We start from the raw sequence: 11,813 nt of genomic DNA, 5'->3' as shown, positions 1-11,813 counted from the left end.
TTCTGTTGAAAAAGTAGGTTTAGCGGCGGCCTGCCGATCAGGTGTGCCTGCTGTCGAAGTGACTGCAAGCCACTTCAGGTTGCCTTTCGGCGTTTCGCTGAGCGTCCTTGCTCAGGCCTGAGGGTTAATTTGAAGGTTTCTGCTCTCAGCAGGCGTACCTATCCCGTGAGCGGTGGCCCTTGAGGCAAAAGCTTGGCCATGCGTCGCAGGTTCTGCACCGCCGCCGCCAAAGTGAATTCGTCAGTGGCACCTGTCAGGCCGCGCAGTCGTAAACGATCGAGTTTCATGATCCGTTTGAGGTGGGCGAACAGCATCTCCACCTTCTTTCGTTCGCAGCGAGAGACGAGGTATTCCGGTGTCTTGGCGATGCGCCTGGCCACATCGCGGGCAGCCTCATGGATACTGCGGACGATCTTCCGATTCGGCGTGTTGGGGCAGCATTTCGCTTTCAGCGGACAGGTAGTGCAGTCGGTTTGGCTGGAGCGATAAATGATGGTGTGGGCCTTGGTCACCCGCGATCTTTTCTGGGTGAAGGCGCGCCACTCACTGCGTAGTGGTTTGCCGGCTGGGCAGCGGTATTCATTGGCCTCCTGGTTCCAGTGGAAGTCGTTACTGGAGAGGCTGTCGTCCTTGCGCTCAGTCTTGTCCCACACCGGCACATGCGGCTCGATGTCCTTTTCTTCGACCATCCAGGCCAGCATCGGGGCGGTGCCATAAGCGGTATCGCCGATAAGGCGTTCCGGTGTGAGATCGAACTGAGCTTTGACACGCTCAACCATCGTCCTAGTCGAATCGACTTCGGCGGTACGGTGCGCCGGGGTAGCTTCCACGTCCATGATCACACCGTGCTCAGTGTCGATCAGGTAATTCGTGGAGTAGGCAAAAAAGGCCGGCCCACCTGGCGCTGCTGTCCAACGGGACTGAGGATCTGTGAGCGAAATTTTCTTGGGAAGAGCCTCAGCCAGCGCCTCTTCATCAAGGGCTTCGAGGTACTCGCGCACTGCGCGGCTGCTGAGCTTTGGATCGTTCCAATCGACCTCATCTCCCGCTACCCCACGTTGCCGGCTGGCATCCGCCTTGATGATGCTAGCGTCGACGGCAAAACCTTCGCCCTTGACTAGGCCGGCTGCCATGCAACGCCGCAGCACCTCATTGAACAACCAGCGGAACAGATCGCTGTCACGAAAACGCCCATGGCGATTCTTCGAGAAGGTCGAGTGATTGGGGACTTCGTCTTCCAGACCCAGCCGGCAGAACCAGCGATAGGCCAGGTTCAGGTGCACCTCTTCGCACAATCGCCGCTCGGAACGAATGCCATAGCAGTAGCCGACGACCAGCATGCGCACCATCAATTCCGGGTCAATCGAGGGGCGTCCGATGGGACTATAGAAGTCCGCCAGGTAGGCGCGCAGATCACTAAGATCCAGGCACTGGTCGATGCTGCGCAGGAGGTGTTGAGCCGGGACGTGATCTTCTAGGTTGAACGAGTAGAACAGGCGCTGCTGTCCTCCCGGTAACTGCCCCATCATGCTGTTCGCCCCCACGCTCGCTGACAGAGCAATTTTGCCAACGGTATGGAGAGGCCGCTACTTTTTCAACAGAATCGGTCGATAGCGGCCATTCGCAGGACATGCACATCCCGAGTGATGGCGGATCAATGGGTTGTTCTGCCACCCTTGCCGAAGGCCTTCATCTGGTAGTCGGTTACAGCCTGGAACAATGACTCAGCAATCAAGCGCAGTCTTTCCACTTCGATTTCAGGCGCACCTTTACACAGAGCGTCGTGGTAGCGGCGCATTGCCTCAATTGCCTCGGTGTACGCCACGTGGTCGGGCGGCAAGATCTCGGGCGGTTTGGACATCAGTGCTCCGACGTTAGTGAACTGACTCTGGCAAACTGCCAGTTTCCAGCAACTGAAACCGCGTGATGAAGCGTGTCCGCCAGCAGTTTAAGTCGCTCTATTGGCTCCGCAGGAGCCCCACAATCTTCAGCGTCGCGGTGCGCCCTTTTCGCCTCAAGCGCTTCGCGCAGCAGCGGCGCTCCAGCTTTGGCCATGCCTTCTAAGGTTCGCTTTATGATCTGCCCAACACTCAGTTGAGCCATTATAGGGCACCAGCGAAGGGGTGAAGTCGTGAAGAACTGCCGGCAAATGCAGCTTTCAACCCATAGCGGATCGTGGTTTGTGTTGAAATAACATGTCCGCCTAAATGTGTCAGCGCGCTGGGTCGTTAGACGTGTGGAAAATTGTTGCTGATGGACGAGGCACTGCGCTGTATTCGACCATGCAACCATGGAGGTACACTAAAATCCAGCGTGCACCTATTCGACAGCTGTCAGGAATCGCCCTTCTCGATCGCGCGTCCTGCTGGGGTATTGTGGATATTTTTGGGGGTACACTTCTGCTTTTCGAGGCCAGAAATACCGCCCTGGAGGCATGTCCAAATGGTCTTCAGCTGCCTGAGAGTCTCTAATATTCCTGAAGGGCTGAGCTAGATCGCTGCAGTAAATGGGCGGCAGCGCTCTGAGTTACATCATCTCCAAGGACAGCATCACTCTGACAGTGTTCCAGCAATTTTCCGTCATACGTAGATCATTATTTTCTGTTACCTGTTTCGTAACGAGCAACGCATACGCTGCGTGGTCGGGAGCCCAAAATCTCACGAAGGCGGCGATGAGCCGAAACGTCGAGGCGAGCGTGCTGCTCGATGGCTCGCTCGACGATGCAGCGCTGGTAGAGCTCAGTCGCTTCGTCCGCCGGCGCTGTCGCGGCGAGCCTCGTCACCTGGTTCACCTTTTTGCAGTCTTTCCTGTTCACTCTCATCAGTGGCCCGTTGGTAGAGTCGACCCACAACGAGATAAAATTTACCGCACCGCTGACAGGGATCACGGCCGCTGTGGTGGGGGTGATCCTGAACCTCGCCATGCTCTTCGGCTACCACGTGCTTTGGCCGAAAGTCTTTGGCGGAGCGTTTGACTGGCCTTGCGCCGCGATTGCGGCTGCAGCTGCTATTGCTTTGTTCCGCTTCAAGCGGGGCGTGATCGAGGTGCTGTTCGCTTGCGCCCTGACCGGCCTGGCAGTTCACCTGGGACGGCATGAAACCAGCGGATGTGCCCAGCATTGCTGCCAGTGTTGGTCGATCAACGGCGCCTTTCGCCCACCACCGGTCGTCAGCTCCATCGACCTCCAAGCCAGCTCCTCGGTCAACCTTGGGAGACCTCGACCGCGACGGTGAATCAATGGATGTGCTTGCTGACAATGAATTGTCGACCCGTAGTCATGTGGTGGGGCAACTTATCATGGTGTTCTCCTTGATCTTGTTGTTTGCCCTGTTGCTGGGGCTCTTCTCCCTCTACCGCCTCGCCGAGGCGCTCGATGTTCAACAAATGGAGCAAAGCCGCTTCCATGCTGATTCGGCCATCAACCAACTGCAGAAGAACGACAGAACGTTCCTGCTGACCCACTCCGATTGGCAGGCCGCCTACGATCACTTGGGGAAACAGGTCGACGCGCATTGGGCATACATCGAAGATAACGTAGGAGCCACGCTCTTCACCTCCGATGGGTACGACGGGGTATTCGTGCTCGATGATGACGGTACCCGGTACGCCATGCTGGAAGGTCAGCTCAGCGAGCAGGGGTTTGAGCAGCTCACCGCCAGTGCACGCAAGGTCTTGCACCTTGCTCGCCAAGCCGCGCAGCATGACCAGGCGACTTCAGGGTATATCGTATTTCGTGGTCTGCCGGCGGTTTACAGCGCTGCACTGATACGTCCACAGGCCCAACCCCACCACCTGCGGGAACCCACTGCAGTGATGGTGTTCATACGCGTTCTCTCGCCGAAGGTGCTGTTGGTGCTGGGCGAGTCAGCGGGGTTGTCCGGCGTGGCTGTAAGCGATTCGACCGATCAGCGTAAAGGGCGCGCTGCTCTTGCCCTCGAAGGCATCGGTCTCGCCCTTACCTGGGATTTACCGCAGCCTGGTACCCAATTGATCAAGACAGTGGTTACGCCACTCGCTATCGCCGTGCTCCTGATTGCGCTGAGCATTGCATTGTTTGCACGCTATGCGATGCGGGCCAGCACGAGGATCGATCGTAGCCACCGTGCGCTCATGATCTCCAGGGCTGCCCTGCAATCGAGCGAAGAGCGCTTCAAGGCCGTGGCCGAAGCCGCGTCGGACTGGATCTGGGAAACGGATGTGCTCCTGCGGCTAACCTACCTGTCGGACCGGTTTAGCGAACTGACCGGGCATCCTGTCGAAGTATGGCGACAGCGCCCGATTACCGAGCTGCTGTCGTGTGATACCAGTCATCTCCAGACCTGGCTTCATAGTCTGGCTGCGACAGGCTCTTCCGGTACCCTACGCTGCCAGTACCAAGATCACCTTGGCCAACAGCGTACTTGCAGAATCGCTTCCCGCGCAATCGTGGATCAGAGCGTCTGTACTGGGTTTCGTGGCACTTGTAGCGACATCACCGACGAAGTAGCCGCACATGCCCAGATTCAGCATCTCTCCTCGCACGACGCTCTTACCGGGCTGCCGAATCGCAACAAGCTTTTCCGGTTCCTCGAACAAAGCATGACTGGCACTGGGCCCCTCCAGGTAGCGCTGCTGATACTGGATCTTGATAATTTCAAACCAATCAACGACAGCCTTGGGCATCCGGCCGGCGATGCGGTGTTGCTCGAGGTGGCCGGCCGCCTTGGTCAGGCTACCCGCGACAGTGACCTGGTCGCCCGTCTGGGAGGCGATGAGTTCATCGTCGTAGTGACCCGGCCAGGGGATCACAACAACATGGAGCGATTCTGCATCCGATTGATCGAGGCGATCAAACGACCCATGCGAGTCGAGGGGCATAGCGTTCAAGTGGGTGTGAGTCTTGGGGTCGTGATGTCGGCTGAATATCCCGGTACGCCAAGCGATTTGATCCGCTACGCTGACGTGGCCCTTTACAACGCCAAGCAGGCCGGCAAAAACACCTGGCGCTTTTTTTCAGCGCAACTGAATGCAGCATTGATGGACAAGCGTGTGCTGGAAAGCGAACTGCGTGACGGCATACCACGTGGCGAGCTGGTGCTGCATTTCCAGCCGCGTTTCAAGGTCGACGGGGTCTCGCTCGCATCGGCTGAGGCCCTCGTGCGCTGGCAACACCCACGCCTGGGTCTGCTACGCCCGGATAGATTCATCCCGCTGGCCGAAGAGTCTGACCTGATCGTGCTGCTTGGCAACTGGGTATTGCAGGAAGCCTGCAATAAGGCGCGCGGGTGGCCACAGGCAATAATGGTGTCGGTAAACATGTCGCCGGCCCAGTTCAGCCGCAGCGATGTAGTTCGCGACGTCGGCGACGCATTGCGCACCACTTGCTTGCCGGCCCATCGACTGGAACTGGAAATCACTGAAAACGTCATGCTCAACGACGTCGAAGGCGCTCTGCATACCATGCATGCACTGAAGGAGCTGGGCGTGCGCCTGAACATGGACGACTTTGGGACCGGTTACTCCTCCCTGGGTTACCTACGTACCTACCCGTTCGACAGCATCAAGATTGACAAGCGCTTCGTCCAGCATCTGGGCAAGAGCGGTAGCGACCGTAGCGTGGTCCAGGCCATCATCAATCTTGGCAACGCAATGGGTATGACGGTAACCGCCGAAGGTGTCGAGACAGCTGAGCAACTAGCCCTCCTTAGCGATGACCAATGCCATGAAGTGCAAGGTTTCCTGCTAAGCAAACCGCTGGAAAACGAAGCGCTGATAGGGATGATGAGAGAGCCGATACCATGAGCGCATTCACGTCTCGGAGGGTGCGCCATCTGGAAGCTCCTTGCATCAGAACCTTCCGTCGCGCTGTGGGCACCCTTCGGTAAACAGCAGGCCGAACACAGGGTGAACAACCACAAAGGGAGTTTCACCATGAAAGCAGAAAAAACGTACGCGTTGCTGCTCGCAATGTGCTTGGGGTGCGCGGCGCCACTTGCCCTGGCCGCCACCGGCTTGAACGATCAGCGCCCGCCGGGCACGCAAGGGCATGACAAAGGGCACATGAACGAACAAAACGGTGCGACAGGTTCAGGAACACCAGCCGATGGCATGGGCACGGGTAACGGCGGAACCCATGACAATGAAACGGACAACACGGGAGGAGACGGTACCGATACTGACTCGGGCTCCGGCGGTAACAGGGGGGATGGTAGCGGTGCAGGTCCGGCGAGTGGAAGCGATGGCTCAACCGGTAGTGGATCAGGTGCAGGATCGGGCAGCTAGGTGGAATGGCCAATGGCGGTAGATCTCCCGTTCATGGCCCGACGTTTCAGTTTCGCCATTGATCAAGCAACTCACTAAGGAGTGAATGCCATGCCACGCGGTGACAAGGACAAGTATACGGACAAGCAGAAACGCACGGCCGAGCACATCGAGCAATCGTACGAGCACAAGGGCGTGGGTAAGGTCGAAGCTGAAGCGCGCGCCTGGGCCACCGTGAACAAACAATCCGGTGGCGGTGAGAAGCCGGGAGGCTCGGGGAGCAGGACTTCGTCGCGCGAGAAGCAGACCGCACGCACAGATTCAGCCAAGCGCGCCGCCGTGTCTCGCCAGGGGCATTCACGCACTTCGCGCGCGTCGCTGGAATCGCAAAGCAAGGAAAGCCTTATGAAGGAGGCGCGGAGCAAAGACATCAAGGGGCGCTCGAGCATGAACAAGGCCCAGTTGATCGAAGCCCTGCGAAAACAGGGGTGATCCTAGAAGGTCGGCGCAGCGTAAGGCTCACTCGCTTCACACTCAGCGCCATTGCGTCATCAACATTCCCCGAATACCGCAGACCGGGTCTTGTTCAGGGCACGGCACCTGAGCGATGCGCGCGAGATTGCGCGGGTGCGCTGCACTGTCGGGCCGCTGGATGTCGTAGTCTTCCTGCCCGTGGGGATAGGCGCCGACCACCAGGAAATTATCGCTGCACGCGATGCAGCGATGGCCCGTGCCTGCTGGCAGCACCAGCACATCACCCCGCTCCACGCTCACGCTTTTCCCATATTCCCCGCCAAGCGTCAACCGGGCCCGCCCACAGGCAATGCCCAGCGCCTCATGAGCGTTAGGGTGAAAGTGGTGATAATCGAAGATCCCGTCGCGCCACAGCGGGGTCCATTGGTGAGCTGCAAACAGCGCTTCGAACTCGCTGGCAATGTCCCCCATCGGATCGAGCTTCAACCGGTAGAGCAGCACGGGAAAACGGCTGTTCGGCGTCGCGCCGTCGTCTTCGAAATGCAAGGCCTGCACGCTGGCATCTTGTGTATTCATGAGCGTCATGATGCGCACCCTGAGGGGTTATCGATTCCCCTTCGAACCGTCGGCTGTTGCCAGGTTCCAGCCGGCAGACGGGTGTACATACCGTTGAAACTTTCCCGACACGTGCCAAGTCCAGACACCTATCGATAACAGAACGGGAGCAGGCAATGACCGGCACGGTAGGCGACTTTCTGGTGGAGCGTTTGTATCAATGGGGCGTTCGGCGCATCTTCGGTTACCCCGGCGATGGCATCAATGGAGTGTTCGGCGCGCTGAGCCGGGCCAACGGCAAGATTGAATTCATACAGGCCCGCCATGAGGAAATGGCCGCCTTCATGGCCAGCGCCCATGCCAAGTTCACCGGCGAGCTCGGCGTTTGCATGGCCACCTCCGGCCCAGGCGCCTCGCACCTGCTTACCGGTCTGTACGATGCACGCATGGACCACCAGCCGGTGCTGGCCATCGTCGGTCAACAGGCCCGTGCGGCACTGGGCGGGCATTACCAGCAGGAGCTGGACCTGCTGTCGATGTTCAAGGACGTCGCCGGTGCGTTCGTCCAGCAGGCATCGACACCGGAGCAGGTGCGCCACCTGCTCGACCGTGCAGTGCGCACGGCCGTCGGCGAACGCCGCGTGACCGCCGTCATCCTGCCCAACGACCTGCAGGACCTGCCCTACAATGAACCACCGAGAGCCCACGGTACGGTGCATTCCGGCATCGGTTACAGCAAGCCCAGGGTGGTACCGTTCGACGAAGACCTGCAGCGAGCCGCCGATGTGCTCAACGCCGGGCACAAGGTGGCGATACTGGTAGGCGCCGGCGCACTGCAGGCGACAGACCAGGTCATTGCAATTGCCGAAAAGCTCGGCGCCGGGGTGGCCAAAGCCCTGCTGGGCAAGGCTGTGCTGCCGGACGATCTGCCGTGGGTCACCGGGTCGATCGGCCTGCTCGGCACAGAACCCAGTTATCAGCTGATGACCGAATGCGACACCTTGCTGATGATCGGCTCCGGCTTTCCCTACGCCGAGTTCTTGCCCAAGGAAGGCCAGGCGCGTGGCGTGCAGATCGACCTGCAACCCGACATGCTCAGCCTGCGCTATCCGATGGAGGTCAACCTGGTCGGCGACGCCAGCGAAACATTGCGCGCACTGTTGCCGTTGCTTGAGCACAAGACCGATCGGCGCTGGCGCGACAAGGTGGAGACCTGGCGTGCGCAGTGGGACAAGACCGTGGCCAAGCGCGCGCTGGTCAAGGCTGACCCGATCAACCCGCAACGCGTGGTCCATGAGCTGTCCCCTCGCCTGCCCGACCACGCCATCATCACCAGCGATTCCGGTTCCTGTGCCAACTGGTTTGCCCGCGACCTGCAAATTCGCCAGGGGATGCAGTGCTCGCTGTCCGGCGGCCTGGCTTGCATGGGCGCAGCCGTGCCCTACGCGATTGCAGCCAAGTTCGCCCACCCGCAACGGGCTGTGGTCGCTTTGGTGGGCGATGGGGCGATGCAGATGAACAACCTCGCCGAACTGATCACCGTGGCCAAATACTGGCAGCAGTGGGACAACCCACAATGGATCTGTGCCGTGTTCAACAATGAGGACCTCAACCAGGTAACGTGGGAGCAACGGGCGATGGAGGGCGACCCCAAGTTCGAAGCTTCGCAGTCGATCCCTGACGTGCCCTACCATTTGTTCGCCATTTCCATTGGCCTGCAAGGTATCTACGTAGATCGCGAAGAGGACGTTGCCGCTGCGTGGGAGCGCGCGCTGGCTGCTGATCGGCCAGTACTGATCGAGTTCAAGACCGACCCGAACGTGCCACCCCTGCCACCCCACATCAAGCTGGAGCAGGCAAAGAAGTTTGCCAGTACCTTGCTAAAGGGGGACCCCGACCAGGCGGGCATCATCGTGCAGACAGCCAAGCAGGTGCTCAGCTCGGTACTGCCTGGCAAGAAGTGATCGGCACCTCGGCGAGCCGGCTGAACGTTTGAACAGCCGGCCCGGTCGCACAACAGAGGCGCAGCAGACTACGCGAACCCTGAACGTGAGGACCACCATGAGCGCGATGATCCATGACCTCTCAGGCTTGGCCAGGGTTGAGGAATGCCTGCATCAAAAGCGCGTTGCATAACGCAGCTCCGGACGTTGTGTTGTCGAAGATGCACCAGGTGGGCACATTCTTGGCACTACTTACTTCGAGCCGTTCCAACAAGCGCTGCAGATACTCTTGCGGGTATGAACTGTGGTAAATCCGGGGGACTCCATGCAGTCTCCAATACACCATGCCTGGCCAACCACTGGGCTGCTCATCATCACCGAAACGGGGTGGACTCGCGCCTACCTGGGCGATTTGAAATGCCGACAATGTAGTGTCTGCATCCCGCCAGGATGAATGCCGAGGTTCTAGCGCCAGTGGCCCCGAGTAGTGCTTGCGCATTAGCTCAAAAAAGTTCTGAGCAATTTTTGCTCCATACTCCAGTGACGGTGGTAACTGCAGCAGAATGCAACCCAGCCGGCCTTCGAGCTGGCTGCACTGCTCTAGAAATGCCTTCAGCGGTGCCTCACAATTCATCAACCGACATTCGTGGGTGATGGTCTGCGGCGCCTTGACCGAGAATCTGAAACCTTCTGGCACCGACGCGGCCCACCGAGCATAGGTCTCGGGCCGATGCAGTCGATAGAAAGAACTATTGATCTCTACTGCGTTGAGGCGAGTCGCGTAACGCTGCAAGTGACTACCCGAAAGGGGAAACTCATCCAGGGAGGGCCGTGACAGGCTCCAGCCGGCGCACCCTATGTAAATCATTACGATGCTCCTCGGTATCCGGCTTTTGTAAGGGTACTTGCCAGGTGCACTCACGATGTCCTATCACCCCTAACGTTTCGAGAAAGCCTCCTGCGAAAAGTTCTGCCACGGCTCGGCGACCAGTGAGCCGCTTGGGATGAACTTCAAGGTGAGCGGCGATGCCTCTCCTGTATCGGGTAAACCTGCCTAGGTCGCTTGGAGGTACATCTCATGACGTCTGGCCGCCCTCTCCTCTTGTGTTTAAGTCTGCTGCTACTGCAGGGATGGTGACGGGCGCTTCATCGACTTGTCTTCGCTAGCGCCACTGTCGGCCCGTAAATGGCTACTTCAGTTACAGGCCCGATGCGACCCAGCATTGAGAGCAGTACCTGCGACCACACAACCTTTCCTTGTCCCTTCATTCGATCTCCTTGAATAGTCTCGCGCATCTTTTTTCAGCTTACAGACTACAGCCTATGAACGCAGGTGTGGGGAACGGTTGTGGCAGTAAGCGGCGCCAAACCTCTCAGGGAACGCGTTTACTGGTCTGGTGGTGCCGACGACTATCAGTGATCGATCACAAAGCGCACCGATATCAAATGCAATCTTCGCCCACTCTCGAATGAACGTTTTGGCCATCGAACCACTCCATGTTTCGCACCCTGGTTCGCAAACGCCAGGGCGCTGAAAGGAATCTGAACACCATCCACGGAGTGGAATGTCATGAGCGTCACCTTGAAATGCCTAGAGTGCAGGGCGGATCAGCTGGTCATACCCGTGAGGCTGAACAGGAAGGCCATTCTCACATGCAAGGTCTGTAAAGCTGCTGGTCTCTATGGGGATTTGGTGGAAGCTGCTGGCCAGCGTGTTATGGCCGAACTCCGGCAGCAACTCGACCGTCAGCAAGCCAGATAGCGCTATTCAGCAGGCAGTGCACTTCTGCGGCAGTAGAGGTCTTTATCGCGCAACAGATTGCTCTATTGGATCATTCGCGCATCTTGTCAGCTATTACGAAAGTAATGGGAGCGACAACCTTGTGGCCGGCATCCGAAGGAAACACAGGTTCGCTGTGTGACTCCACGAGGTGCAAGATCATGGCAAACGATCAAAACAAGACCGGTCAGCAAGGCGGCACCACTCAAAGCAATCCCGGTGGCTTCGAGAATGATCCACATCGACCAACTGAGCCTGGTCAAAGAGGTGGCCAGATGTCGGAGAGCGATTCCGATCTTCAACAGAATCTTTCTCAAGGCGGTCAGGACTTAGGTGGTGGATACCAAAGCGATCAGCAAGGTGCGGCTGGTGCAGCTCATCGCGGAGGCACGGGAGGTCACACCACGGGCCCCAAATCCGACAATGGCCAGGGCGACATTGACGAAGCGTCGCAAGCGGTGCAGGACGAAGACAGCGGCATGACTGAAGACAACCGCTAAGGCTGTTCAGGGCCAGGGAAAATGGAAGCCCTGGCCTTGCACATCAGCTAATGAAGACGATCACCTGCGCATTCGATCCCACTGCTGCAGCAAACATCCCCGCAGTACCAAGCCAGGCCAGCCAAGCGGACGCAACCTGCCAATGGCTGAAAACGTCTTCCGCTTGACCCATAAAAAAAATGGTCGCAGTCAGCCAAAGCAGCAGTGCAAAGCCTGCAAGCGGCACCCGCACCGAGGCGGTCAACCAGCGCGGTGAGCCCCGGTTGTTTAGCCAAGTTAGGCCTAGCAGCAATGACCCTCAATCAGCAGAAACGGAACCGC

The 11,813-nt window shown here is 58.5% G+C and carries 9 protein-coding genes and 1 pseudogene; 5 read left to right on the top strand and 5 right to left on the bottom strand.

Annotated elements, in window-relative coordinates; translation table 11 throughout:
- Nucleotides 1-158: 158 nt before the first annotated feature.
- From KW568_RS13090 to KW568_RS13080, 3 genes are all read right to left on the bottom strand, one after another.
- On the bottom strand, nucleotides 159-1,529 hold the full coding sequence (locus KW568_RS13090; RefSeq protein ID WP_065285146.1) for an IS1182-like element ISCfr1 family transposase: 1,371 nt from the start codon (nucleotides 1,527-1,529) through the stop codon (nucleotides 159-161).
- A gap of 125 nt (nucleotides 1,530-1,654) precedes the next feature.
- Nucleotides 1,655-1,861 carry a hypothetical protein gene (locus KW568_RS13085; RefSeq protein ID WP_012272583.1) on the bottom strand — a complete coding sequence of 69 codons (207 nt, stop codon included), beginning with the start codon at nucleotides 1,859-1,861 and terminating at the stop codon, nucleotides 1,655-1,657.
- The gene (locus KW568_RS13080; protein ID WP_012272584.1) at nucleotides 1,861-2,103 is read right to left on the bottom strand and encodes a hypothetical protein; all 243 of its coding nucleotides are present in this window, start codon (nucleotides 2,101-2,103) and stop codon (nucleotides 1,861-1,863) included. Before KW568_RS13080 ends, KW568_RS13085 begins: the two co-directional genes overlap by 1 nt.
- A gap of 650 nt (nucleotides 2,104-2,753) precedes the next feature.
- On the opposite strand from KW568_RS13080, the pseudogene KW568_RS13075 reads away from it, so the two are divergent.
- The 3 genes and pseudogenes from KW568_RS13075 to KW568_RS13065 form a co-directional block, all read left to right on the top strand.
- Nucleotides 2,754-3,092, top strand: a pseudogene (locus KW568_RS13075) (chromate transporter); the annotation flags it as partial.
- Between the two features lie 145 nt (nucleotides 3,093-3,237).
- Complete coding sequence (locus KW568_RS13070; protein WP_012272586.1) at nucleotides 3,238-5,781, top strand: EAL domain-containing protein; 2,544 nt, start codon at nucleotides 3,238-3,240, stop codon at nucleotides 5,779-5,781.
- 570 nt (nucleotides 5,782-6,351) lie between these two features.
- A complete protein-coding gene (locus KW568_RS13065) occupies nucleotides 6,352-6,732 on the top strand; it encodes a termination factor Rho (RefSeq protein ID WP_012272588.1) in 381 nt (126 codons plus the stop codon).
- 42 nt (nucleotides 6,733-6,774) lie between these two features.
- Here the strand turns inward: KW568_RS13065 and KW568_RS13060 are convergent, their stop codons facing one another.
- Nucleotides 6,775-7,299 (bottom strand): cupin domain-containing protein, encoded by a 525-nt coding sequence (locus tag KW568_RS13060; protein ID WP_012272589.1) that lies wholly within the window; start codon nucleotides 7,297-7,299, stop codon nucleotides 6,775-6,777.
- Between the two features lie 146 nt (nucleotides 7,300-7,445).
- On the opposite strand from KW568_RS13060, the gene KW568_RS13055 reads away from it, so the two are divergent.
- On the top strand, nucleotides 7,446-9,233 hold the full coding sequence (locus KW568_RS13055; RefSeq protein WP_012272590.1) for a thiamine pyrophosphate-requiring protein: 1,788 nt from the start codon (nucleotides 7,446-7,448) through the stop codon (nucleotides 9,231-9,233).
- Nucleotides 9,234-9,354: 121 nt separating this feature from the next.
- Here KW568_RS13055 and KW568_RS13050 read toward each other — a convergent pair whose 3' ends face one another.
- Complete coding sequence (locus KW568_RS13050) at nucleotides 9,355-10,080, bottom strand: DUF72 domain-containing protein (RefSeq protein ID WP_012272591.1); 726 nt, start codon at nucleotides 10,078-10,080, stop codon at nucleotides 9,355-9,357.
- A gap of 1,073 nt (nucleotides 10,081-11,153) precedes the next feature.
- On the opposite strand from KW568_RS13050, the gene KW568_RS13045 reads away from it, so the two are divergent.
- Entirely contained in the window at nucleotides 11,154-11,492 is a 339-nt protein-coding gene (locus KW568_RS13045; RefSeq protein ID WP_041166504.1) for a hypothetical protein, read from the top strand.
- Nucleotides 11,493-11,813: the final 321 nt, after the last annotated feature.

Source organism: Pseudomonas sp. HD6515, assembly GCF_024971855.1.
GTDB lineage: Bacteria > Pseudomonadota > Gammaproteobacteria > Pseudomonadales > Pseudomonadaceae > Aquipseudomonas > Aquipseudomonas alloputida.
Note: the sequence above shows the minus strand (reverse complement) of the source record. Positions and strands in the feature narration are given on the sequence as shown.